Below are 24,469 nucleotides of genomic sequence, written 5' to 3'. Positions count from 1 at the left end.
CTGCCCTCGGTCGTTTCTGCCACCGGAGGCGGACCGTCGCTGTTGCTCAGCTTCGCGCTGATCGCGGTTTCGCTGCTGTCGGCGCGGCTGAAATGGATGCCGGCGGGGGGGATGCTGGTGCCGATGGTGCTCGGCGCGGTGATCGAGGGGTTCGGCCTCGCGCGGCTCGCGGTGCCGGCGCTGCTTCTGGATGCGACGTTCATCGTCATCGGGCTGGAAGTGGGATTGCTGTTCACCCGCGAGATGCTGCGCCAGGTGGTGCGGCTGATCCCCGCGGTGCTGGCAAGCAATGTCGCGATGGTCGCCTGCGGCGGGCTTCTGGCGGCGGCGGTCTCGGCGATCCTGCAGCTCGATCCGGTCACCGCCTTTCTGTCGACCGCGCCCGGCAGCATCGAGACCATGACCCTCGTCGCCATCGCCAGCCATGCCGACGTGTCGATCGTGCTCGCGTTCCAGACGGTGCGGTTGTTCACCGTGGTGCTGTTCGGCCCCTCGATCCTGCAATTCCTGCTGCGCCGGGTGCGCTGGCGCGAAACCGTTCCCGAAGGAGAGCAAAGGTGACGCTGATGTCCGATCTGTCTGCCGCACGCATCCCCGATCCGCTCGAAGGCCTGAAGGCCGCGATGCGCCATTACGCCGCCGGGGTCACGGTCGTGACCACCGGGACCGGCGACGAGCGCCGCGGCGTGACCGCGACCGCCTTCACCTCGGTCACGATGGAGCCGCCCACGGTCCTCGTCTGCATCAACCGCAACGGCGCCACCAACACGGCACTGCGCAGCTGCGAAATCTTCTGCGTCAACATCCTCGCCGTGGGCCAGGACGAGGCCTGCGCCACGTTCTCGGGGCAGCGCGCGTTGCACGGCGCCGGACAGTTCGCCCCGTTCGAATGGCTGCCCTGCGCGGGCCGGCCGCTTGCGCTGAAGGGTGCGCTCGCCTCGATCGGCTGCACGCTCACCGGCACGATCGAACAGGGCACGCATACCGTTTTCCTCGGGCGCGTCGAGGAGGTGCTGATCAGCCCCTCGGCCCGGCCCCTCATCCATTACGACCGGGTGCTGCACTCGGTCGGTCTTTGACATCCCCCGGACAGGAGAGCTCTCATGGCTATCAGCGACGCCGACATGGTCATTGCATGGAAAAACGTCCTCGAACAATGCAACCTGCGGCAGGGCGAACAGGTCGCGATCCTGCTCAGCGATGACAGCAACATGCAGATCGTCTCGACCGCGCGGATCGCGGTCAGCCTGCTGGGCGCGATCGTAACGCTGATCCAGCTGCCGCCGATCAACGGAGAGAAAGCGCTCAGCCGCGACAAATCGGGCTATGTCGGCAAGACGCCGCTGGCATTCAACACCGCGGCGCTGGCCGGGCTGAAGGCGGCCGATCTGGTGATCGACACGATGCAACTGCTGTTCTCGAAGGAACAGGAGCAGATTCTGCGCACCGGAACGCGGATGCTGCTTGCGGTCGAGCCGCCCGAAACCATGCTGCGCATGATCCCGACGCCCGAGGCGAAGGCCCGGGTTCTGGCCGCCAATGCCTTCATGGAACCCGCGCGCGAGATGACGGTGACCTCGAAGGCGGGGACGGATTTTCGCTGCGCGCTCGGCCAGTATCCGGTGCTGATGCAATACGGTCTCGCCGACGAACCGGGCCGCTGGGACCACTGGCCAAGCTGCATGATCGCGCGCTGGCCCGATGAGGGCAGCGCCGAGGGCACCATCGTGATCGACGCCGGCGATATCTTGCTGCCGTTCAAGCATTACGCGCGCGAGCGCATCACCCTGACCGTCGAGGCCGGCCGCGTCACCCGGATCGAGGGCGGGGTCAGCGCCGAATACATGAAGGCCTTCATGGACAGTTTCGACGACCCCGAGGCCTATGCGATGGCCCATGTCGGATGGGGCCTCGAACATCGCGCCAGCTGGACGACCCTCGGCCTTTACGACCGCGAGGAAGCGCTGAGCATGGACAGCCGCTGTTTCGCCGGCAACTTCCTGTTCTCGACCGGCCCGAACACCGAAGCCGGCGGCAGCCGCGACACGCCGTGCCACCTCGACATTCCGTTGCGGGGCTGCTCGCTCTCGCTCGACGGGCGGCCGATGACGCAAGACGGCAAGCTCGTCATGTGACACGAGGAAGGGGGCCGCACGGGCCCCCTTTCGCTGACCGGGACCGGAAAAGACAGGGCGGCAGGGGCCACAGCCCCTGCCGAAAGCTCAGATGGCCGCGGCCGCCTCGATCGCCGCACCGAGATTCAGCGGCCGGTCCGTCAGCCGCGCCATCGCCCCGTGCAGCGCGGTCAGCGCGATCACCGCATACATAGGATAGGCCGTCGGACCCATGTGGCCGACGCGGATCAGCTTGTTGAAGGTCTCGGCCCGGCCCGACGAGACCACGACGCCGAAATCGGTCTGCATCAGGGTGCGCAGCGCGGTCTCGTCGACGCCCTCGGGCAGCCGGATCGCCGTCGCGGTGGGCGAGGCGAAGGCCTCTTCCGCCGCCCACAGATCGAGCCCCATCGCCTTCACCCCGGCCCGCATCGCCGCCGCGGTGCGCGCATGACGCGCCCAGACCGTCTCCGGCCCCTCGGCGATATAGCGATCGAGCCCGGCATCGAGGCCGTTCAGCTCTGCCACCGACGGGGTGAACGGGAAGGGATGGCCCGAAATCCATGCCTCTTCCCAGTCCAGCACCGACAGGATCGAATCGCGCGGCGCCGTCGGATTGGCCTTCATATGCGCCCAGGCCCGCGGCGAGGCCGCCACGATCGACAGCGACGGCGGGCAGCCCAGGCATTTGTTCGGCCCCGTCACCAGCACGTCGATGCCCTCGAGGCTGACCTCGACCCCGCCCCAGGCCGAGACCGAATCGACCAGCAGCAATGCGCCGTGCTCGCGCACCACCGCCGCCAGCTCCGGCAGCGGGTTGAGCGTCCCCGACGGCGTGTCGTGATGGCACAGCGCAACGATCGTGGTCTCGGGGTGCTCGTGCAGCGCCTGGCGCAGCAGATCGGGCGTAACGATGCGGTTGTAATCGACCCGCAGCTCGGTCATCGAGGCCGCATGAGGGCGCAACCAGAACCCGTAAGCCGCGCCATAGACCCCCGAGACCAGATTCAGCACATGGTCCTGCGGCCCCACCAGCGAGGCCGCCACCGCCTCCAGACCCAGAACCGGCTCTCCCTGCAAGATCACCGGCATCGTTTCCGAGCCCATGGCCTTTTGCAGCTTGCGCGACAGCGCCTCGTAAAAATCCTGGAAAACAGGGTCATAGTCATAGCTGACAGGCCGCCCGAGCGCGAGGAGCACCTCGGGGTAACAGTTCACCGGCCCGGTCGTCAGGGTGAATTGAGCAGGCTTCACACGCGGTTCAGTCATCACAGGATCCGTCTCTGGCCGTGCCGCAGTCCGGCACCGGGACAGAAAAGAGCCCGGCCCCGGTCGATGCAACCATTTTGTAGAATTTTGCAATTTTTTGGTTGAAATGGTTGACCGCTGCCGAAATATCCATCAGCCTGCCTTTGGCGCGGGCGAAGCTGCGGCAACGGTCGGGTGCGACACCCTTGCCCTGCGCCGCGCGGTCGGGTTCAACTGACATGGACGCAGGCAACGGCAGGCGGGGATGAGATGCACAACCGAGACGGCAGGAGCGGTCGGACATGACGGACATCGGGACTGAGCCCGTCGACGAGCCCCTCGCGGATCTGGTCAGTGCCCTGCGCGCCCAGATTTCCCCGCGAGGCGATCTGGCGCCGGAACGGGTGCTGTGCGATCAACTGCGGGTGACCCGTCACATGCTGCGCAAAGCCCTGAAGATCCTGCGCGATTCCGGCGATCTGAAAGAGACTAAAAGCGGGCGGCGGGCGGCGAATGGGGCGGGCGGCACGCCCTCGGCGGCGACGCTCAACCAAAAGCGCATGGTGCAGTCGACCAACCCGTTCGAGGTGATGGAGATGCGCCTGATGATCGAGCCGGCGCTGGCGCGACTGGCGGCGCTGCGTGCCTCGCCCGACGAGATCGCCCGGATCGTCGAGGCGGCAAGCTCTGCCCCCAACATGACGCCGAGCGAGGCCGACCAGGCCTTTCACCGCGCCATCGCGGCGGGCGCACGAAACAGCCTGGCGAGCGAGCTGAACTATCTTTTGCATTGCGTGCAGACCGACTCGCGGTTGCGGTTCACCGACAGCGATGCCGATGCCCGCACAACCGAAAACCGCGTGCGCGAACGCGATGCCGCCCACCACGCCATCGCCGAGGCCATCGCCGCGCGCGACCCCGACGGCGCGGCCGAGGCGATGCGCAGCCACCTTGCCGCGATGCAGATGAAACTGATGGGGCGCCTTGGCCTGACCGGCCTAGAAACCGGCTGACCCCTTCCCCCCGCCCTCAGCGCGACGTTCCGCCGAAGAACCGCTTCCGGCGGGCTGTCTTTTCATGTCCGAAAGGCCCGACCATGACGACCGAACCGATCCAGACCCGCGATATTCCGGACCACAGCGATATCCTGATCCTCGGTGCCGGCAGTGCCGGCTGCATTCTCGCCAACCGGCTGAGCGCCGATCCCGCCCGGCAGGTCACGCTGGTCGAGGCGGGCGACTTCCCGACCGACCCGGACGTCTTCGATCCGGCGATGTGGCCGCGGATCCAGCGCCGCAGCTACGACTGGGATTACCGCACCCAGCCCCAGCCCGGCACCGCGAACCGGGTGCATCACTGGGCGCGCGGCCGGATGGTCGGCGGATCGAGCGGCCTGCACGCGATGTTCCACGTCCGCGGCCATGTCTCGGATTACGACCGCTGGGTCGCGATGACCGGCGATCCGGGCTGGTCCTACGATGCGCTGCTGCCGCATTTCAAGGCGACCGAGCGTTACGCCGAAGCCAGCGATCTGCACGGCACCGAAGGCGAGATGCCGATCCTGATCCCCGATACCGAAACTCACCCTCTGGTGCGCGATTACATCGCCGGCTGGCAGGAGCTGGGCCTGCCGCGCCTGGCCGATCACAACGGCCGCGAGGTGATCGGCACGGCGCCGAATTCGCTGATGATCCGCGACGGCCGGCGCGTCACCACCGCCGAAGCCTTCCTGCGCCCGGTGCTGCACCGGCCGAACCTGCACCTGCTGACCTCGGCCGAGGTGCATCGGCTGCGCATCGCCCGTCACCGCGTCACCGGCGTCGAGATCCGCACCCCCGACGGGGCGCGCGTTCTCAGCGCCGGACAGGTGATCCTGTCGCTCGGCTCGGTCGCCGACCCGCTGCTGCTGATGCGCTCGGGCGTGGGCGACGGGCAGGCGCTGCGCGCGGCCGGGGTCGAGTGCGTGCTCGAGAGCCCCGAGCTCGGCCGCAACCTGCACGATCATATGCTGGGCGCGGGGGTGGTCTACCGGGCGCGCGAGCCGCTGGCCCCCTCGCGGCTGCAGCATTCGGAATCGCTTGCCTATCAGTCGTCGCGCGGGCTCGACGTGCACGCGGGCGCACCCGATATCGTCGTCGGCTGCGTCGTCGCGCCCTCGGTCTCCGAATGTTTCCCGATGCCGGCCGCGGGCGAGACCTACACCCTCCTGTTCGGCGTCACCCACCCGACCAGCCGCGGCGAACTGACCATCACCGGCCCCGATCTGCGCGACGCCCCGCGGATCGACCCGCGCTATCTGAGCACCGAGCATGACCGGAGCGCCTTCCGCGCCGCCCTCGGCCGCGCGCGGATGGTGGGCGAGACGTCGGCCCTGGCACGCTGGAACGGCGGCGAGGTCCTGCCCGGCCCCGATCTGCGCAGGGCGGATGACCTCGACGCCTTCATCGCCCGGGCCGCGATTACCCATCACCACCCGGTCGCGACCTGCGCGATGGGCGCCTCGGAGCGGGCTGTCACCCGCCCCGATCTGACGCTGCGCGGGCTCGACAACCTGGCGGTGGTGGATGCTTCGGTCATTCCGGCGATCCCCTGCGGGCCGATCCATGCCGCGGTCATGGCCATCGCCCAGAAATATGCGAGCGATCTGGACGCCTGATCAACGGGGATCGGGCACCGCTGCCCCCGCATCGCGCGGCAGTGTCACAATCAGCGTCAACCCGGCCGCCGGACCCGCCCCTTGCGCCAGCGTTCCGCCATGACGCGCGACGATCCGCACCGCGAGCGACAACCCCAGCCCGAGCCCGCCCCGCGGATCCGAGCGCGCCGCATCGCCGCGCTGAAACGGCTGCAACAGGCGGGCGAATTCGGCCGGGGGGATGCCGGGGCCGTCATCCTCGATCCGGACCTGAAGGTCATGTTCTGTCACGGTCAGGGACAGCCGCGCTGCGCCGGCATATTTATGGGCGTTTTCAACGAGGTTCGCGAAAGCGCGGGTCAGAAGCTCGGCATTGCCGCGCAGCTGTGCCGGCCGGTGCGGCGTGGCATCGGCAAAGCCGGCCTGCTGCGTTTCGGCCAGATGCGTCAGAAGCGCGCGCAGATCGACCGGCATGTCCATCCGCGCCATGTCCACCCCGACGAACCGGAACGCGCCGTCGGCGACCTGCGCGATCTGCGCGATGTCGCGTTCGGCCGCCGCCCCCACATCGGGCGGCAGACCGCGCAGCCGCAACGTCAGCCGCGCAAGCGGCGTGCGAATGTCGTGCGACAGCGCCGCGATCATGTCGGTTCGGCTTTGATCGGCGGCGGCGATGTCGGTCTGCATCCGGTTGACCGCGGCAACCAGCAGCTTCAGGTCGGGCGTCTCTGGAACGGGCAGCGGGCGCGGGCGCAGATCCGTGCCGAAGCCGCGCACGGCCTCGGTCAGCTGGCGCAGCGGGCGCATCTCGCGCCAGACCACGACCAGCGCCGCCACCGCCACCGCGAGCGACAGCAGCGCCGAAATCGTGCCGAGCGGCAGCCCCCCGATGGTGCGCCCGGGCGCGCGGCGCCGCTCGACCGACAGCCAGTCGCCATCGGTCAGCCGAACCGAAACCCGCACCCCCGCGGCGCCCAGCCTCGGAAACCACCGGATCGGCCCCGGGCCAAGCGTGGTCATCCGCAGCTCGCGTCCGGCCAGAGCCGCAACCTGCGACAGCCAGCGCCGGTCGGCGGCGAGTGCCGCCCCGCCCTCGCTGCCGTCGGGCGGGTCGGCAGCGACAGAAACCTGCATGTCCGGCCCGCTCAGGGCGCGCAACAAGGTGGCCCGCCCGATCCCCGGCGCGGCCTCGACCGAGGCGACGATGGCCGCGAGCTGTTCGGGAAACGGAAACAGCGCGCGCCCGGGATCGGCCTCGCGGCGCTCGGACAGATAGGCCATCACCCCCAACGACTGTATCAGCACGATCGCCAGCGCGATGGACAGAATGACCCGCCCAGCCAGACCGAGGCGGGTCACCGCACACCTCGCTCGACGGTGGGCACGAAGACATATCCGCCGTTGCGCACCGTCTTGATGATATGGGCAGAGTCCGCGTCGTCATGCAGCTTGCGGCGCAGCTTCGAGACCTGCACGTCAATCGCGCGGTCGAACGGCCCGGCGGTGCGCCCGCGCGTGACATCCAAAAGGTGATCGCGGCTGAGCACCCGCCCCGGTGCCGCCACGAACTGCGCCAGGAGGTCAAACTCGCCCGAGGACAGCGCGATCTCCTGCCCGGTCGTCGTGTCCGTCAGCGCGCGCGCCGACAGATCGAGCGACCAGTTCAGAAAGCGGACCGCTTCGCGGCGCGGATCGACCGGGGCCGAGGTGCGGCGCAACAGCGCCCGGATCCGGGCGACCAGCTCGCGCGGGTTGAAGGGCTTTGGCAGATAGTCGTCCGCCCCCAGCTCCAGCCCGAGGATCCGGTCAATGTCCGTGCCACGCGCGGTCAGCATCAGGATGCGGAAGGGACTGTCCGGTGCCAGTCTGCGGCAGATCGACAACCCGTCCTCGCCGGGCAACATGACATCGAGAAGCAGAACCTGCGGCGTGCGGCTGCGCAGACAGGCATCGAGCGCACGCCCGTCCGCCAGTTCGATGACCTCGAACCCCTCTTCGCCGAGCAGCGCAGCGGTGAGGCTTCTCAGCTCGGCGTCATCCTCGACGAGGGCGACAAGGGCACGGGGGGGCGGCAAGGGCGAACTCATGGAACCACGATACCGCGCGACGATGCCGCCGCGAAGAGGGCGGAGAGCGCGTTTACATTTTCTTACACGCCGCTCATCGGGCGTTTACGCGGCGAGCGCAGTCAAAAGGGACCGAAACCAGCAGGAGACGGATATGACCCGGCTGAAACGCCTGTCCCTTGCGACCGCACTGGCCGCGTTCTCGCTTGCCGGCGCGGTCGTCGCCGAGGAAGCCCCCGCCGCGCGCAGGCTCGCCGCGATCGACACCGATGGCGACGGGGAAATCAGCCGCGCCGAAATCGCGGCGCTGAATGCCCGTCGGTTCCAGCGGCTGGATCTGAACGGTGACGGAGCGGTCACCCTGGACGAGATGAATGCCGCGACCGACCGGATATTCGATGCCATCGACACGAATCGCGATGGCAAAATCGGCCGGGCGGAATTGCGCGGCAAGCTCGGCGAACTGCGCTCGGCGATCGGGCTTGGCGCAAAGAACTGATCAACATCGGAGAGAAGCATGAAAATCGCGATCAGCGGAGCCACCTTCGCGGCGGCACTGACGGTTCTGGCGGCACTGCCGGCCGCGGCCGAGGTCACCTATTCGGGCAGCGCCGCGACCTCTGGCGGGCGCAGCGTGTCGGCCAGTGGCAGCGCGGGTTATGACCCGGCGACCGGGCGCAACCACTCCACCACCTACACCAATGGCCAGGGACAGAGCGCGACCCGCTCGACCTCGGCGAAATGCGCCGCGACCGGGGAAAAGAGCCTCGATTGCACGAAGACCTCGAGCACCGGCAAACGCTCCCGCGCGGTCGAGCGCACCATCGGCGCCACGGGCATCGGCACCACGATCACGCGGCAGGGTCCGAACGGCAGCGGCACGCGCCGGTCGACGATGACTCGCTGAATACCTGCCGACCGAGACCCGTCGGCCCTCCGGCATCACCGGAGGGCCGAACTATGATTGCCACCGACAGCCGCTGCCTCTTGCCGGCTTTTCAAACGGATTGTTGATAAAACCTATACTGAGCTTGGCGGCGTAATTTATCTATTATGCGGTTTACTACAGATATTATTTCGATGATACGCTAATCGCGATAAGGAACAATTATCGCGTTCTATGGCATGAAAAGCGACGGGCTTCGGGCCTGACGGCATTTCGCGGCCGTCTCCGACCCGTGCCCCCTCCCCTTCCGAAAGCAGAGACCGCAAAACCGCGTCGAACCGCGGAAAGCGCTTGCGCGAATCCGGTGGATCCATCAAAGTCACGGAAAAGAACGAGCAAACGCCAAAATCCGTGAACACGAACTTCATCGATGTCGCGAGGCGGAGAGAGCAGATGAACGATACGCCCAATCCCGCCTTGCCGGGACAGGAAGACCTGAATCAGGTCATCCGTCAACATTCGGAATGGCTTGCGCGACAGCTTCACGCGCAGCGGGAAAGCATGTTCCCGCCCGATGCGCACAAGACCATGCGCAAGTTCACCTCTGGCGAGGCGGCGGGTCTGCTCGGGATCAACGATTCCTATTTGCGAAAGCTCAGCCTCGAGGGCAAAGGCCCCTCGCCCGAGCTGACCGCCGGCAACAGGCGTCTGTATTCCGTCGATGATCTGCAGGATCTGCGCCATCTGCTGGAGCGCACCGCGCGCAAGCCGGGAGACTACCTGCCCGGCCGGCGCGACGGCGATCACATGCAGATCATCGGCGTGATGAACTTCAAGGGCGGCTCGGGCAAAACCACGACCTCGGCGCATCTGGCACAGCGGCTGGCATTGCTTGGTTATCGGGTGCTGGCGATCGACCTCGATCCGCAGGCCTCGCTGACCGCGCTGCACGGCGTGCAGCCGGAATACGATCTGCAGGAGGGCGGCACGCTTTATGACGCGATCCGCTACGAGGATCCGGTTCCGATCCGTTCGGTGATCCGAAAGACCTATATCCCAGGTCTCGATCTGGTGCCCGGCAACCTCGAGCTGATGGAGTTCGAGCATGACACGCCGCGCGCGCTTGCCCGCGGCAATGCCGGACTGTTCTTCTTCCGCGTGAAAGAGGCCCTGCTGCAGGTCGATGCCGATTATGACGTGGTGGTGATCGACTGTCCGCCGCAACTCGGCTTCCTCACGATGTCGGCGCTTTCGGCGGCTACCGGCGTTCTGGTGACGATCCATCCCGAGATGCTCGATCTTATGTCGATGAGCCAGTTCCTGCGGATGACCGCCGATCTGATGGACGTGATCGCAGAAAGCGGCGCGGACATGTCGCACGACTGGATGCGGTATCTGCTGACCCGCTACGAGCCGACGGATGCGCCGCAAAATCGCATCGTCGCCTTCCTGCGCACACTTTACGGCGACAAGGTGCTGAACGCGCCGATGCTGAAATCGACCGCGATCTCGGATGCCGGGCTGACCAAGCAGACTCTGTACGAGGTCGAACGCGGCGCCTTCACCCGCTCGACCTATGACCGTGCCATCGAGAGTCTGAACGCGGTCAACGACGAGATTTCAGAGCTGATCCAAAAGACCTGGGGGCGGCAATGACCGACAGCAAGAAAAAGCGGCTGTCGATGCTCGATCAGCTGACACCAAGCGCGGTGCCGGCGCCGAGCATGATGAGCACGAACCGGGCCCTGCGAGCGGCACGCGATGCCGTCGACACGCACCGGATCTGGGAGATCGATCCGAAGGACATCGCGGACAACCGGATTTCGGACCGGCTCGACCCGGGCGATCTGGCGGAGCTGCGCGCGTCGATTGAGACGAACGGTCAGGCCGTGCCGATTCTGGTGCGGCGCGATCCGCAGGATCAGAACCGTTATCTGCTGGTCTACGGCCGCCGGCGGCTGGAGGCGATTCGCGGCTCAGAGAAGATCGGCACGGTTCGCGCGCTGATCGCCAACATGAATGACGACGATGCCGTGCGCGCCCAGGTGGCCGAGAACACCGCCCGGCAGGATCTGAGCTTCATCGAACGCGCGCTGTTCGCCCGCGATCTGCTGAACGACAGTTTCGGCACGCAGGCGCAGGTCGCCGAAGTGCTGAGCGTGACGCGCTCGATGATCTCGATGTTGCTGTCGATCGCCGAGTCCATCGGCCCCGATCTTGCACGGGCCATCGGCCCTGCGCCCGGCATCGGCCGGCCGCGGTGGGAGGCACTTGCCGCCGATCTTGCTGCGACGGGCCTGCCGCGTGAAGCACTGATCGAAACCGCGGTGCAGGCCCGGGCCGGCGCACCGGAGGGAGCCGATCCCTCTGTCGTCGCGTTCGAGGCGGTGTCGAAGCAGCTGCGCAAGGCGCTGAGTGTGCCACGCGTTCCCGCGCCGGGCACCGAAACGACGCAGGCACTGACCCTGAACGGCAAGACTGCCGGCAAGGTGATCCGCACGAAACAGGGCGTGAAGCTCGACCTTCGACTCGCGGAAACGGAATTTGCAGATTGGCTCGCGGCTCAGGCGCAAGACCTGATCGCCGAGCTGAACCAGCGCTGGAAAGCGCAGAACCGCAACTGAGGCAAAGAGACAGGAGGCACGAGACAGGCAAAACAAAAGGCCCCGCAGAACTGACGCTCCACGAGACCCCTTGGTTGTTAGCACCCTCAAGGTAGTCACCCGGAGCCTTCTCCGCAAGTCCTTAGTGATTCGCGGCGCGGGATTTTTTTGTCTTCGTGAACAGGCATGGGTTACATTCCTATCACGCCGTTTCGGCGAACGATGGATGCTGCGCTGTTGCAGCATGTATCGCACCCCCCTGCCCCACCTTCGGGTGAGGGCATCAGCAAATGGGACGCATTGCGCGAGCTGACCACCGGTCGCATCCGGTTCGGTCTCAGCGACCGCGACCTGACCGTGCTCCAGGTGCTGATCAGCTTTTACCCGGCGGCCGATCTGCGCCCGGGCGAACCGCTGGTGGTGTTTCCCTCGAACGCGACGATCTGCGCGCGCTTGAACGGAATGCCGTGCTCGACCATGCGCCGGCATGTCGCCCGCCTGGTCGACAGCGGGTTTCTGATCCGTCGCGACAGCCCGAACGGCAAGCGTTACCTGCGCCGCGGAGAAATCGCCTTCGGCTTTGACCTTGCCCCCTTGCTGAACCGGATCGACGAGATCCGGACCGCGGCAGAGGCCGTCCGTGCCGAAGAGGCGCGCCTTGCGGCACTGCGCGAGTCCCTCAGCCTGATGCGGCGCGACCTGTGCGGGCTTGTCGCCCTCGGCCGGATCGAGCGCCCTGCCCTTCCGGTCTGGGACGACTGCGATGCGCTGCTGACAACGCTCGTACCGATGCTGCGGCGCAAGTTGTCAGCGCCCGAACTGGAACGGTTGCAAGAGTTTCTGTCAGACGCTCTGGATCGGGTCCGCGGCACGCTTGTCGTGCCAGTTTCCGTGAACACCGATACCGTCGCAGAAGAAATGAGCACCAGAGACGCCGAAAATGAGCAGCACTATCATAAGTCAAATTCAGAATCCCATGATTTGAAACCGACTGCGAAGAACCAGGCCCTGCCCCGACGGGAGCAAACGACACCAACCCTTCCGGATGTGCTCAGCCGTTGCACAGAGTTGCGAAATTACGCTCCGGATGGAATTCCGACCTGGCCGAAGTTTGTCGAAACCGTCGAGACAGTGCGCCCGATGATGGGTATTGCCGAACCCGTCTGGGCCGATGCCAAGCGAACCATGGGGCCGGTCGAAGCCGCGATCGTTCTGGCGACGATGCTGGAACGCTATGAGCGGTATCGGTCTCCGGGCGGCTATTTGAGGACATTGACGCGAAAGTCAGCGGAAAGGGCGTTCAGCAGTGCAACGATGGTTCGTGCGCTCGACCGGCAGGCGGCCTGAGTTCACAGCTGTGAACATCCGCTGAAGGCACCGCTCGGCCAACCGATGTGCCGCACGCATGGACCTGCACGGCGGGTTCGGCTAACAAGACAGGACCGGGGCGCCTCCGATGCCTCAGCCCAGAGATCCCATGTCAGGAGGACGCTATGACTGTCGCGAAACCAGCGCTGAAGCAAAACCCGCACGCCGTGCATGACGCACGCGAAAAGGTTCTGGAAGTGGCGATCGGCCATCAGGTGCGCGAACTGCGCCGGCGTCAGCGCATGACCGTGGCAGAACTCGCGACCCAGACCGGGCTTTCGGCGGGTATGCTGTCGAAGATCGAGAACGGGCTGATTTCGCCCTCGCTGTCGACACTGCAGACGCTCGCCCATGCGTTTCGCATTCCGCTCGTGCAGCTGTTCTCGGGCTACGAGGAGCCAAAGGGGGCGATGCACGTCAAGGCTGGCGATGCCGTCGAGGTCGAACGCGCCGGCACGCGGGCAGGGCATCAGTATCATCTTCTCGGCCATATCGGCTCGAACGATTCCGGCGTGGTGGTCGAACCCTATCTGATCGTGCTGAACAACGAGAGCGACCGCTTCCCGACCTTTCAGCACGAGGGCATCGAACTGCTCTACATGCTCGAAGGTTGCGTCGATTATCGTCACGGCGATCAGGTCTATCATCTGGAGCCGGGCGACTCGTTCATCTTCGACGCCGATGCGCCGCACGGTCCCGAGAAGCTGGTGACGCTGCCGACGCGCTATCTGTCGATCATCACCTATCCGCAGGCGAAATAGCCGGATGTCCCGGAAGGGCAGGGGGATCGCCTAATAATTCATCACTTAGTTGCCTCTCTGTGGATTTTCTTCATCCTCACGAATTATTCCTAGAAATAAACTTTGTTTCACACTAATCCTGAGTCCAGGCAGTCTCTGCTGGTTTCATGGAGATGAACTTATGTGTGGAATCGTGGGGCTTTTCCTCAAGAAGGAAGCGCTTCGTCCGCAGCTCGGCAACATGCTGACGGATATGCTGATCACGATGACGGACCGCGGCCCCGACAGTGCGGGCATCGCGATCTACGGTGACGAGGCCGAGGGCCTCAAGATGACGGTGCAGTCGGATACGCCCCAGACGGAGTTCGACGGCCTCGACGGTGCGCTCGAAGCGGCGCTCGGCCGCAAGGTGACGATGAAGGTCGTCGACACGCACGCCGTGCTGACCATTCCCGACGACGCCGAGGACGACGCCCGCGCCTTCATGAAGGCCCGCGGTCTGCGCGTGATGGGCGTCGGTTCGGCGATGGAGATCTTCAAGGAGATCGGCCTTCCGAAGGACGTCGCCGCGCGTTTCGGCATCCGTCAGATGTCGGGCAGCCACGGCATCGGCCACACCCGCATGGCCACGGAATCCGCCGTCACCACGATGGGCGCGCATCCGTTCTCGACCGGCGACGATCAGTGCCTCGTGCACAACGGCTCGCTGTCGAACCACAACCAGATGCGCCGCGTGCTGACCCAGAAGGGCTTCGCGCCGCAGACCCAGAACGACACCGAGGTCGCCGCCTGCTACATCTCGTCGCGACTGGCGGAAGGTGCGAACCTGGGCGAGGCGCTCGAAGGCACGCTCGACGATCTCGACGGCTTCTTCACCTTCGTCGTCGGCACCAAGAACGGCTTCGGTGTGGTCCGCGATCCGATCGCCTGCAAGCCCGCCGTGATGGCCGAGACCGAAGATTACGTCGCCTTCGGGTCGGAATACCGCGCGCTCGCCAATCTTCCGGGGATCGAGGCCGCCCGCGTCTGGGAGCCGGAACCCGCCACCGTCTACTTCTGGGAGCGCTGAGGATGCAGACCATCGACCTCGCCACCACGCCGCTGCGCGAGCTGAACGCCGCCCTGCAGGCGCAGGCCGCCACCACCAACCAGACCGAATGGCTGATCGAGAACCCGAAGGGCGCTCATGCCATCGCCGTCGGCCTCGATGCCCCGATCGAGGTCACGGTGAACGGCCCGACCGGCTATTACTGCGCCGGGATGAACAAGCAGGCCACCGTTCACGTGAAGGGCTCGGCCGGTCCGGGCGTCGCCGAGAACATGATGTCGGGCACCGTGGTGATCGACGGAGACGCCTCGCAATACGCCGGCGCCACCGGCCACGGCGGGCTGCTGGTCATCAAGGGCAATGCCTCGTCGCGCTGCGGCATCTCGATGAAGGGCATCGACATCGTCGTCTATGGCAACATCGGCCACATGTCGGCCTTCATGGCGCAGACCGGCAACCTGGTCGTTCTGGGCGATGCCGGCGCCAACCTCGGCGACAGCCTGTACGAAGCGCGCCTGTTCGTGCGCGGTTCGGTCAAGTCGCTCGGCTCGGATTGCGTCGAGAAAGAGATGCGCCCCGAACATATCGCCATACTCAAGGATCTGCTCGAACGCTCCGGCGCCGATGCGAAGCCCGAGGACTTCAAGCGCTACGGCTCGGCCCGCACGCTCTACAACTTCCACGTCGATCACGCCGGCGAATACTGAGGAGCGCGCCAAATGGAAAAGACCCCGCATACCCTGCCGCGCGAAAGCTATACCTTCAGCTCCGCCGTCAACGCCGAGATCCGCCGTGCCGCGGCCACCGGCATCTATGACATCCGCGGCGCCGGCACCAAGCGCCACCTGCCGCATTTCGACGATCTGCTGTTCCTCGGCGCGTCGATGTCGCGCTACCCGCTCGAAGGCTATCGCGAGAAATGCGATACCTCGGTGACCCTCGGCACGCGCTTCGCCAAGAAGCCGATCGAGCTGAAGATCCCGATCACCATCGCCGGCATGTCCTTCGGTGCGCTCTCGGCGCCGGCGAAGGAAGCGCTCGGCCGCGGTGCGACGATGGCCGGCACCTCGACCACCACGGGCGACGGCGGCATGACCGACGAAGAGCGCGGCCATTCCGAGAAGCTGGTCTATCAGTATCTGCCGTCGCGCTACGGCATGAACCCGGATGACCTGCGCCGCGCCGATGCGATCGAGGTGGTGATCGGGCAGGGCGCGAAGCCCGGCGGTGGCGGGATGCTGCTTGGCCAGAAGATCACGCAGCGCGTCGCCGACATGCGCAACCTGCCCGTCGGTATCGACCAGCGCTCGGCCTGCCGTCACCCGGACTGGACCGGCCCGGATGACCTCGAAATCAAGATCCTCGAACTGCGCGAGATCACCAACTGGGAAAAGCCGATCTATATCAAGGTCGGCGGCTCGCGGCCCTATTACGACACCGCGCTCGCGGTGAAGGCGGGCGCCGATGTGGTGGTGCTCGACGGGATGCAGGGCGGCACCGCGGCGACGCAGGACGTGTTCATCGAGAACGTCGGTCTGCCGACGCTCGCCTGCATCCGTCCGGCGGTCCAGGCGCTGCAGGATCTCGGGATGCACCGCAAGGTGCAGCTGGTGGTCTCGGGCGGCATCCGCTCGGGCGCCGATGTGGCGAAGGCGCTGGCGCTCGGCGCGGATGCGGTCTCCATCGGCACCGCGGCGCTGATCGCCATCGGCGAGCTGGACCCGAAATGGGGCGCGGAATACGCCGCCCTCGGCACCACCGCCGACGCCTATGACGACTGGCACGAGGGCCGCGACCCGGCCGGCATCACCACCCAGGACCCCGAGCTGATGAAGCGCGTGGACCCCGAGGAAGCCGGCCGCCGTCTGCGCAACTACCTCGCGGTGATGACGCTGGAAACCCAGACCATCGCGCGTGCCTGCGGTCACAACCACGTCCATAACCTCGAACCCGAGGATCTGGTCGCGCTGACGATGGAGGCGGCTGCGATGGCGCAGGTTCCGCTCGCCGGCACCAACTGGATCCCCGGCAAGACCGGACTTTGACACTCGGACAGGGCGGGGCACGGACCCCGCCCGCCACTTGCCAACAGGGAAACGACAATGATCGATCTGGCTTCCTTCGCCCGTGAGACGGGTGTGAAGTATTTCATGATCTCCTACACCGACCTGTTCGGCGCGCAGCGCGCCAAGCTGGTGCCGGCGCAGGCGATCGCTGACATGCAGGAGAACGGCGCGGGCTTCGCGGGCTTCGCCACCTGGCTCGACCTGACGCCGGCGCATCCCGACATGCTGGCCGTGCCGGACGCGAGTTCGGTGATCCAGCTGCCGTGGAAGAAGGACGTGGCCTGGGTCGCGTCGAATTGCGTGATGTCGGACGGCGAGGGTCTGCCGCAGGCGCCGCGCAATCTGCTCGCCCGTCTTATCGCCGAAGCGGCCGAGATGGATCTCGAGGTCAAGACCGGCGTCGAGCCCGAATTCTTCCTGCTCACCCCGGAAGGCACGCAGATCTCCGACCCGGCCGACAACGCGGTCAAACCCTGCTACGACCAGCAGGCGGTGATGCGCCGCTATGACGTGATCGCCGAGATCTGCGATTACATGCTCGACCTCGGCTGGGAGCCCTACCAGAACGACCACGAGGACGCGAACGGCCAGTTCGAGATGAACTGGAAATACGACGGCGCCATGTCGACGGCCGACAAGCACAGCTTCTTCAAGTTCATGGTGAAATCGGTCGCCGAGAAGCACGGCCTGCGCGCCACCTTCATGCCGAAGCCGATCATGGGCCTCACCGGCAACGGCTGCCACGCGCATATCTCGGTGTGGAACACCAAGACCGGCAAGAACGCCTTCGCCGACGACACGAAGGAACTCGGCCTCTCGGACGCCGGCCGCACCTTCCTCGGCGGCATCATGAAGCACGCCTCGGCGCTCGCGGTCATCACCAACCCGACGGTCAACAGCTACAAGCGGATCAACGCGCCGCGCACCAGCTCGGGCGCGACCTGGGCACCGAACACGGTGACCTGGACGGGCAACAACCGTACCCACATGGTGCGCGTCCCCGGTCCCGGCCGGTTCGAGCTGCGCCTGCCCGACGGCGCGGTGAACCCCTACCTGCTGCAGGCGGTCATCATCGCCGCGGGTCTCTCCGGGATGCGCTCGAAGGCCGATCCGGGGCCGCGCCACGACATCGACATGTATGCCGAGGGCTACAAGGTGAAGGACGCGCCGCGTCTGCCGCTGAACCTGCTCGACGCGATCCGCGCCTATGACGCCGACGAGGGGCTGAAGACCGCGATGGGCACCGAGTTCTCCTCGGCCTATCTCAAGCTCAAGGCGCAGGAGTGGAACACCTACACTTCGCATCTGACGCAGTGGGAACGCGACACCACCCTCGACATCTGATCCCCTGAGCCAGAGGGTGGCTCTTGCCCGGACCGGAAACGGCCCGGGCTCTTTGCGTCAGCGCGCCAGGAAAAGCGCCACTTCCCCCTTTCGATTCGCCTCAAATATCCCGGGGGTGAATTTGCCCGTCAGGGCAAAGAGGGGGCAGAGCCCCCCACTTCCGCGGGCCTCAGTCCCGGCCGCGCCGCCACCGCGCCGGCGGCACCCCGAAGCGCTCGGCGAAACAGCGGGTGAAATGCGCGACACCTGAAAACCCGGTCGAGACCGCGATATCGATCACCGGCAGCGCCGATTGCTCCAGAAGCTCGCTCGCCTTGTCGAGGCGCAGATCGCGGTAAAACCGCATCGTCGTGCTGTTCAGATGATCCTGGAACAGCCGTTGCAACTGCCGCGGGCTGCATCCGGCCAGGGCCGCCAGCTGCCCCGCCGACAGCGGATCGGCGAGATGGCTGGTCATCAGCCGCACCACCGCCTCCAGCACCGGATGATGCAGGTTGTAGCGCCCCGCCGGGTCGAGGCGCTGCGGCTCTCCGGCATGGCGCAGGCGGGGATGAATGAACCAGTCGCTCACCGATTGCGCGAAATCCGTCCCGTGATCCGAGGCGATCACCGCGCAGATCATGTCCATCGCCGCGACGCCGCCCGCGCAGGTGAACCGGTCGCGGTCGATCACGTAAAGCGCGCGCTCGATCAGCAGATCGCCGAAGGCCTCGCTCAGCGCGTCGATATGCAGCCAGTGCACGGTGAAGCGCCGCCCCCCCATCAGACCGAGCCGCGCGAGCACCGCGCCGCCGCCCGAGATCCCGCCGAGCGGCACCTTGCGCGCATCGAGCTGGCGCAGCCCGCGCGCGAGGGCAGGGGGGGGCACATATTGCAGCGGGTTGCCGCCGGCGACGACGAAGACGATGTCGAATTCCGTCCCCATCCGGTCGAGCGGTTCGGTCTCGAACCCGCCCCCGGCCGTCGATTCGACGAACCCGCCTTCCAGCGAGAAGAACCGCATCCGGTAAAGCGTGCGCCCCGCCAGCAGATTGGCCGCGCGCAGCGGTTCCACCGCCGAGGTCAGCGACATCAGCGCATAACCGGGCGTCAGGATGAAGCCGATCCTGCGCGCCGTTTCGCCGTCCTGAATATCGTCCGTCCTGACCATGATCCGACACTAGCGCGCAGGTCTGAAACAGGCAAGAAACAGTCCGTTTCAGGAAATAGTGCCGCGCGAAACCGGGCTAGTGTTTTCTCCAGATCGTTTGCACGGGAGAATCTGCAGTTGCGTTTTTCTGCACTCAGGGTGATCGCCGAAGGGCTGACCGGACATCGCGGCTGGGGCCCGCTGTGGCGAAACCCCGACCCGAAACCCGAATATGATTACATCATCGTCGGCGGCGGCGGGCACGGGCTTTCGACCGCCTATTACCTCGCCAACACCTTCAAGCAGGCCCGCATCGCGCTGGTCGAACGCGGTTGGATCGGGCAGGGCAACATCGGGCGCAACACCACGATCTTCCGCTCGAACTATCTGCTGCCGGGCAACGAACCGTTCTACGAATTCTCGATGAAGCTGTGGGAGGGGCTGGAACAGGCGTTCAACTTCAACGCCATGGTCAGCCAGCGCGGCATCATCAACCTGATCCATACCGACGGCCAGCGCGACGCCTATCGCCGGCGCGGCAATGCCATGCTGCTCGCCGGCGCCGATGCGGAACTGCTGAGCCGCGATCAGGTGCGCGAGATCTGCCCCTTCCTCAATTTCGACAACGCCCGCTTCCCGATCAAGGGCGGCCTGATGCAGCGCCGCGCCGGCACCGCGCGTCATGACGGCGTGGCCTGGGGCTATGCCCGCGGCGCCGATCAGGCCGGCGTCGATCTGATCCAGAATTGCGAAGTCACCGGCTTCCGCATCGAGAACGGCAAGATCCGCGGGCTTGAGACCTCGCGCGGCTATATCGGCGCGAAGAAGGTCGGCGTCGCGGTGGCCGGCATGTCGGGCAAGGTCATGGCGATGGCGGGGATGCGCCTGCCGATCGAAAGCCACGTCCTTCAGGCCTTCGTCTCCGAAGGGCTGAAGCCGGTCATTCCGGGCGTCATAACCTTCGGCGCCGGGCATTTCTACGTCAGCCAGTCCGACAAGGGCGGTCTGGTCTTCGGCGGCGACATCGACGGCTACAACAGCTACGCCCAACGCGGCAACCTGCCGGTGATCGAGGACGTGGCCGAGGGCGGCATGGCGCTGATGCCGATGATCGGGCGCGCGCGGCTGCTGCGCGCCTGGGGCGGCATCATGGACATGTCGATGGACGGCTCGCCGATCATCGACCGCACCCCGGTCGAGGGTCTCTATCTCAACGCCGGCTGGTGCTACGGCGGGTTCAAGGCGACGCCGGCCTCGGGCTATTGCTTCGCCCATCTGCTCGCCACCGACCGCTCGCACGACGTGGCGCGGCTGATGCGCCTCGACCGGTTCGAGAGCGGCCATGTCATCGACGAAAAGGGTGTCGGCGCCACCCCGAACCTGCACTGAGGCGACAAGATGCTGATCCCCCATCCTCTTCTGGGCCTGCGCGACGCACAGGAATTCGTCTATCTCGGCGATGCCTCGCTGATCGAGCGTCCCGATGGCATGGCCGAGGGCGCACCGCGCGCCTTCTACGAATATGCCTATCTGCGCGACAACCCGACCGGCGTTCACCGCGAGCTGTGGTTTCACGAACAGGGCGACCGGTCCTGGCTGATCGTGACGCGCAACATCTCCACCCACGAGATCCTCGGCGCCGAACTTGCCCGCGACGTGGCGCTGAAATCCCTCGATGACAAACGGAAGGGAGGTGCGGCATGACCCGTCTCTCCGGCGGTCTGATCGACCGCAGCAAGGCGCTCAGCTTCAGCTTCGACGGCAAAAGCTACACCGGCCATCCGGGCGACACGCTGGCCTCGGCGCTGATGGCGAACGGGGTGCGGCTGGTCGGGCGCTCGTTCAAGTATCACCGCCCGCGCGGCGTGTTCTCGGCCGGGTCGGAGGAACCGAACGCCCTCGTCGAACTGCGCGAAGGCGCCCGGCAGGAGCCGAACACCCGCGCCACCGTGGCCGAGCTTTATGACGGGCTCGTCGCGCGCAGCCAGAACCACCGCGGGCCGCTGTCTTGCGATCTTCTGGCGGTGAACGATCTGCTCTCGCCGTTCTTCGCGGCCGGGTTCTACTACAAGACCTTCATGTGGCCGAAGGCGTTCTGGGAAAAGCTCTACGAGCCGATGATCCGCAAGGCGGCGGGCCTCGGCAGCCTGTCGATGCAGCCCGATCCCGACAGCTACGACAAGGGTTTCCTGCATTGCGACGTGCTGGTGATCGGCGCGGGCGCGGCGGGCCTCGCGGCGGCGCTGACCGCCGGGCGGGCGGGCGCGAAGGTCATCCTCGCGGATGAGGATTTCCGCCTCGGCGGGCGTCTTCTGTCCGAAAGCCACACGCTTGCCGATGCGCCGGCGACCGACTGGGTGGCGCGGACCGAGGCCGAACTCGCCGCGCTGCCGAATGTGCGGATCATGCCGCGCACCACCGTCTGGGGCGCCTTCGATCATGGCATCTATGGCGCGGTCGAGCGGGTCTCGGATCACCTCAAGGCGCCCATCGCGGGGCAGGTGCGCCAGACGCTGTGGCGCATCTCGGCGCGGCGCATCGTGCTCGCCGCCGGCGCGACCGAGCGTCATATCCCCTTCTCGAACAACGACCGGCCCGGCATCATGCTGGCGGGTGCGCTGCGCGCCTATGCCAACCGCTACGCCGCCGCCCCGGCCGACCGCATCGCCATCTTCACCAACAATGACGACGGCCACCGCACGGCGATCGATCTCTTGGCGAAGGGCGTCGAGGTCGCGGGGGTGATCGACAGCCGTCCGGGCGCGAAGGCCCTCGGCGCCTATCCGCTGTTCGCGGGCGCCACCGTCAGCGACAGCCGCGGCCGCCTCGGGCTCAAGCGCATCGCCGTGACCCGCGAGGGCACCACCACCTGGATCGAGGCCGGTGCGCTCGGCGTTTCGGGGGGCTGGAACCCGAACCTGCACCTCGCCTCGCATCATCGCGGCCGGCCGGTGTGGAACGAGGCGCTTCAGGCCTTCGTCGCGGCGCCGCAGGGCGGTCCTCCGGGTCTTGCCGTCGCGGGCGCCGCGGCGGGCGAGGGCAGCACCGCGGCCGCGCTTGCCTCTGGCGCGCGGGTGGCGATGGCGGCTCTGGCGGACCTCGGTATCAGTGCGACGCAGCCCGATCTTCCGGCGGCCGAGGACGGCGCGCAGGCGCTGACGCCCCTTTGGCACGTTCCCGGCAAGGGCCGCGCCTGGGTCGATTTCCAGAACGACGTCACCGTCAAGGACATCAAGCTCGCCCATCAGGAGAACATGCGTCCGGTCGAGCATCTGAAGCGCTGGACCACGCTCGGCATGGCGACGGATCAGGGCAAGACCGCGAATGTCACCGCGCTCGCCGTGATGGCCGAGATGACCGGCAAGACCATCCCGGAAACCGGCACCACGATCTTCCGCCCGCCCTATACCGGCGTCGCGCTCTCGGTGCTCGGCGGTGGCGATACCGGCCCGACGTTCCGGCCGCGCCGCCTGACGCCCTCGCATCACTGGGCGGCGTCGCAAGGCGCGGTCTTCGTCGAGGTCGGCCAGTGGATGCGCGCGCAATACTTCCCGCGTCCGGGCGAGACCACCTGGCGCGAGACCGTCGACCGCGAAGTCACCGCGACCCGCAAGGGTGTCGGCATCTGCGACGTCACCACGCTCGGCAAGGTCGACGTGCAGGGCCGCGACGCGGGCGAGTTCCTCAACCGCGTCTATGCCAACATGATGGGCACGCTGAAGGTCGGCATGGTCCGTTACGGTCTGATGCTGCGCGAAGACGGGTTCGCCTGGGACGACGGCACCTGCGCGCGGCTGAGCGACGATCATTACGTCGTCACCACCACCACCGCGCACGCCGGCACGATCTTCCGTCACATGGAGTTCTGCCGTCAGTGCCTCTGGCCCGATCTCGAGGTGCAGCTGATCTCCACGACCGACGCCTGGGCGCAGTTCTCGGTCGCGGGGCCCAAGGCGCGGGCGCTGCTGGAGCGCGTCGTCGACGGTTTCGATCTGTCGAACGAGGCATTCCCCTTCATGGCCTGTTCCGAGCTGACGATCTGCGGCGGGCTGCGGGCGCGGCTGTTCCGCATCTCGTTCTCGGGCGAGCTCGCCTATGAGATTGCGGTTCCGGCGCGCTACGGCGATGCGCTGATGGCGAAGCTGGTCGAGGTGGGCGCGGATCTCGGCGCGACGCCCTACGGCACCGAGGCGCTCGGCGTGCTGCGCATCGAAAAGGGCCATCCCGCCGGCAACGAGCTGAACGGCCAGACCACGGCGCAGATGCTGGGCCTCGGCAAGTTCGTGTCCAGCAAGAAGGACTCCATCGGTGCGGTCCTGTCGCGCCGCGAGGCGCTGGTCGAGGAGACCCGCATCCTCGTCGGGCTGCAGCCGGTCGATCCCGCCGACAAGGTGGTCGCGGGCTCGCATCTGTTCCGCGACGGCGAGGCGCAGGACACCTGGAGCGATCAGGGCTGGATCACCTCGGCCTGCCATTCGCCGCATGTCGGCTGTTCCATCGGGCTCGGCTTCCTCGCCGATGGGGCCAGGCGCCTCGGCGAGGTGGTCATCGCCGCCAACCCGCTCGAAGGGCAGCACGTGCGCCTGCGCGTCGTCTCGCCCCATTTCGTCGACCCTGAAGGAGGACGCGTCCGTGTCTGAGCTGACCGCACTCACCGCTCTTGGCGCCGCCGAGCCGCGCATCGAGCATCATGGCGCAGTGAGTCTGCGCGAAAACGCCGGGCTGGCGCTGGCGTCTGTGGCGGTTCTCGGCCGCGACGGCGCGCAGCCGCTGCCGTTCGGGCTGCGCCTGCCCGAACCCGGCCACTGGGTGGCGGGGCAGGGGGTCTCGGCCTTCTGGACCGGCCCCGGCCAGTGGATGATCGAGGCCGAGGGCCGCGCCGAGGAAGACTTCGCCCGCGACGTGAAGGCCCATGCGCCGGGCTGCGCGGTGAGCGAGCAGACCGATGGCTGGGTCGCGGTCGAGATCGCCTCGACTGAGGGTGCCGCGCCCATCGAGGCGCTGCTCGAACGGCTGGTGAATGTCGATCTCGGCGCCTTCGGGCCGGGGTCCGCCACGCGCACCGGGCTTGAGCATATGTCGGTCTTCGTCATCCGCCGCGCGGCGGACCGGGTGGCGATCCTGGGGATGCGGTCCTCGGCGGGCTCGCTGTGGCACGCGATCTCGGTCGCGGCGTCGCGGTTGCAGGTGCCGGCATGAGCGCACGGATCATCGACGGCAAG

24 protein-coding genes are annotated in these 24,469 nt (G+C 66.7%); 19 read left to right on the top strand and 5 right to left on the bottom strand.

The window, feature by feature from the left end; all coding sequences use genetic code 11:
- The 3 genes from CG50_RS14610 to CG50_RS14600 form a co-directional block, all read left to right on the top strand.
- Nucleotides 1-561 (top strand): AbrB family transcriptional regulator (locus tag CG50_RS14610; protein ID WP_161785417.1); only part of this gene is annotated, 561 nt, incomplete at its 5' end.
- 5 nt (nucleotides 562-566) lie between these two features.
- The gene (locus CG50_RS14605; RefSeq protein ID WP_152559551.1) at nucleotides 567-1,079 is read left to right on the top strand and encodes a flavin reductase family protein; all 513 of its coding nucleotides are present in this window, start codon (nucleotides 567-569) and stop codon (nucleotides 1,077-1,079) included.
- Nucleotides 1,080-1,103: 24 nt separating this feature from the next.
- Nucleotides 1,104-2,135, top strand: coding sequence for a M29 family metallopeptidase (locus tag CG50_RS14600; protein WP_036639926.1), 1,032 nt, complete (start codon nucleotides 1,104-1,106; stop codon nucleotides 2,133-2,135).
- A gap of 87 nt (nucleotides 2,136-2,222) precedes the next feature.
- Here the strand turns inward: CG50_RS14600 and ppaT are convergent, their stop codons facing one another.
- Nucleotides 2,223-3,383, bottom strand: a complete 1,161-nt coding sequence (gene ppaT / locus CG50_RS14595) for a pyridoxamine--pyruvate transaminase (RefSeq protein ID WP_036639923.1) — start codon at nucleotides 3,381-3,383, stop codon at nucleotides 2,223-2,225.
- The gene (locus tag CG50_RS16915) at nucleotides 3,376-3,666 is read right to left on the bottom strand and encodes a hypothetical protein (RefSeq protein ID WP_152559550.1); all 291 of its coding nucleotides are present in this window, start codon (nucleotides 3,664-3,666) and stop codon (nucleotides 3,376-3,378) included. The genes ppaT and CG50_RS16915 overlap by 8 nt, the downstream gene beginning before the upstream one ends.
- Here CG50_RS16915 and CG50_RS16365 point away from each other — a divergent pair.
- Both CG50_RS16365 and CG50_RS14585 read left to right on the top strand, forming a co-directional pair.
- Complete coding sequence (locus CG50_RS16365; RefSeq protein WP_051910048.1) at nucleotides 3,665-4,375, top strand: FadR/GntR family transcriptional regulator; 711 nt, start codon at nucleotides 3,665-3,667, stop codon at nucleotides 4,373-4,375. The genes CG50_RS16915 and CG50_RS16365 overlap by 2 nt on opposite strands.
- An 83-nt stretch (nucleotides 4,376-4,458) precedes the next feature.
- On the top strand, nucleotides 4,459-6,018 hold the full coding sequence (locus CG50_RS14585) for a GMC family oxidoreductase (protein ID WP_051910047.1): 1,560 nt from the start codon (nucleotides 4,459-4,461) through the stop codon (nucleotides 6,016-6,018).
- On the opposite strand, the gene CG50_RS14580 is transcribed toward CG50_RS14585, so the two are convergent.
- Together CG50_RS14580 and CG50_RS14575 are read right to left on the bottom strand one after the other, a co-directional pair.
- The gene (locus CG50_RS14580) at nucleotides 6,019-7,356 is read right to left on the bottom strand and encodes a sensor histidine kinase (RefSeq protein WP_051910046.1); all 1,338 of its coding nucleotides are present in this window, start codon (nucleotides 7,354-7,356) and stop codon (nucleotides 6,019-6,021) included. It lies immediately after the preceding gene.
- On the bottom strand, nucleotides 7,353-8,072 hold the full coding sequence (locus CG50_RS14575; RefSeq protein ID WP_245615750.1) for a response regulator: 720 nt from the start codon (nucleotides 8,070-8,072) through the stop codon (nucleotides 7,353-7,355). The genes CG50_RS14580 and CG50_RS14575 overlap by 4 nt, the downstream gene beginning before the upstream one ends.
- A gap of 145 nt (nucleotides 8,073-8,217) precedes the next feature.
- Here CG50_RS14575 and CG50_RS16910 point away from each other — a divergent pair, with 145 nt between their 5' ends.
- From CG50_RS16910 to glnT, 10 genes are all read left to right on the top strand, one after another.
- Nucleotides 8,218-8,562, top strand: coding sequence for an EF-hand domain-containing protein (locus tag CG50_RS16910; RefSeq protein WP_051910045.1), 345 nt, complete (start codon nucleotides 8,218-8,220; stop codon nucleotides 8,560-8,562).
- A gap of 18 nt (nucleotides 8,563-8,580) precedes the next feature.
- On the top strand, nucleotides 8,581-8,970 hold the full coding sequence (locus CG50_RS14565) for a hypothetical protein (RefSeq protein ID WP_036639914.1): 390 nt from the start codon (nucleotides 8,581-8,583) through the stop codon (nucleotides 8,968-8,970).
- Between the two features lie 432 nt (nucleotides 8,971-9,402).
- Nucleotides 9,403-10,605: a plasmid partitioning protein RepA gene (repA, locus tag CG50_RS14560; protein WP_051910044.1), complete on the top strand. Its 1,203-nt coding sequence runs from the start codon at nucleotides 9,403-9,405 to the stop codon at nucleotides 10,603-10,605.
- On the top strand, nucleotides 10,602-11,573 hold the full coding sequence (gene repB / locus CG50_RS14555) for a plasmid partitioning protein RepB (protein ID WP_036639912.1): 972 nt from the start codon (nucleotides 10,602-10,604) through the stop codon (nucleotides 11,571-11,573). Before repA ends, repB begins: the two co-directional genes overlap by 4 nt.
- A 165-nt stretch (nucleotides 11,574-11,738) precedes the next feature.
- A complete protein-coding gene (gene repC, locus CG50_RS14550) occupies nucleotides 11,739-12,899 on the top strand; it encodes a plasmid replication protein RepC (protein ID WP_036639910.1) in 1,161 nt (386 codons plus the stop codon).
- Nucleotides 12,900-13,045: 146 nt separating this feature from the next.
- A complete protein-coding gene (locus CG50_RS14545) occupies nucleotides 13,046-13,681 on the top strand; it encodes a helix-turn-helix domain-containing protein (RefSeq protein WP_036639907.1) in 636 nt (211 codons plus the stop codon).
- Between the two features lie 160 nt (nucleotides 13,682-13,841).
- Complete coding sequence (locus CG50_RS14540) at nucleotides 13,842-14,729, top strand: class II glutamine amidotransferase (RefSeq protein ID WP_036639904.1); 888 nt, start codon at nucleotides 13,842-13,844, stop codon at nucleotides 14,727-14,729.
- A gap of 2 nt (nucleotides 14,730-14,731) precedes the next feature.
- Nucleotides 14,732-15,415: a GltB/FmdC/FwdC-like GXGXG domain-containing protein gene (locus CG50_RS14535; protein WP_036639902.1), complete on the top strand. Its 684-nt coding sequence runs from the start codon at nucleotides 14,732-14,734 to the stop codon at nucleotides 15,413-15,415.
- Nucleotides 15,416-15,427: 12 nt separating this feature from the next.
- On the top strand, nucleotides 15,428-16,753 hold the full coding sequence (locus CG50_RS14530) for an FMN-binding glutamate synthase family protein (RefSeq protein ID WP_036639900.1): 1,326 nt from the start codon (nucleotides 15,428-15,430) through the stop codon (nucleotides 16,751-16,753).
- Between the two features lie 57 nt (nucleotides 16,754-16,810).
- Nucleotides 16,811-18,118 carry a type III glutamate--ammonia ligase gene (gene glnT / locus CG50_RS14525; RefSeq protein WP_036639897.1) on the top strand — a complete coding sequence of 436 codons (1,308 nt, stop codon included), beginning with the start codon at nucleotides 16,811-16,813 and terminating at the stop codon, nucleotides 18,116-18,118.
- 169 nt (nucleotides 18,119-18,287) lie between these two features.
- On the opposite strand, the gene CG50_RS14520 is transcribed toward glnT, so the two are convergent.
- Complete coding sequence (locus tag CG50_RS14520) at nucleotides 18,288-19,268, bottom strand: GlxA family transcriptional regulator (protein WP_051910043.1); 981 nt, start codon at nucleotides 19,266-19,268, stop codon at nucleotides 18,288-18,290.
- Between the two features lie 117 nt (nucleotides 19,269-19,385).
- Between CG50_RS14520 and CG50_RS14515 the strand changes: the two genes are divergently transcribed.
- Genes CG50_RS14515 through CG50_RS14500 form a run of 4 tightly spaced genes read left to right on the top strand, consistent with a single transcriptional unit; the run spans nucleotide 19,386 to nucleotide 24,446 of the window.
- Nucleotides 19,386-20,636, top strand: a complete 1,251-nt coding sequence (locus tag CG50_RS14515) for a sarcosine oxidase subunit beta family protein (RefSeq protein ID WP_036639895.1) — start codon at nucleotides 19,386-19,388, stop codon at nucleotides 20,634-20,636.
- Between the two features lie 9 nt (nucleotides 20,637-20,645).
- Nucleotides 20,646-20,951, top strand: a complete 306-nt coding sequence (locus CG50_RS14510; RefSeq protein WP_036639893.1) for a sarcosine oxidase subunit delta — start codon at nucleotides 20,646-20,648, stop codon at nucleotides 20,949-20,951.
- A complete protein-coding gene (locus CG50_RS14505; RefSeq protein WP_036639890.1) occupies nucleotides 20,948-23,887 on the top strand; it encodes a sarcosine oxidase subunit alpha family protein in 2,940 nt (979 codons plus the stop codon). The genes CG50_RS14510 and CG50_RS14505 overlap by 4 nt, the downstream gene beginning before the upstream one ends.
- Nucleotides 23,880-24,446, top strand: coding sequence for a sarcosine oxidase subunit gamma (locus CG50_RS14500; RefSeq protein ID WP_036639888.1), 567 nt, complete (start codon nucleotides 23,880-23,882; stop codon nucleotides 24,444-24,446). The genes CG50_RS14505 and CG50_RS14500 overlap by 8 nt, the downstream gene beginning before the upstream one ends.
- The last annotated feature ends 23 nt before the right edge of the window (nucleotides 24,447-24,469 follow it).

The organism is Paenirhodobacter enshiensis (assembly GCF_000740785.1).
Classification (GTDB): Bacteria; Pseudomonadota; Alphaproteobacteria; order Rhodobacterales; family Rhodobacteraceae; genus Rhodobacter; species Rhodobacter enshiensis.
This window is presented reverse-complemented; position numbering and strand designations above follow the sequence as displayed.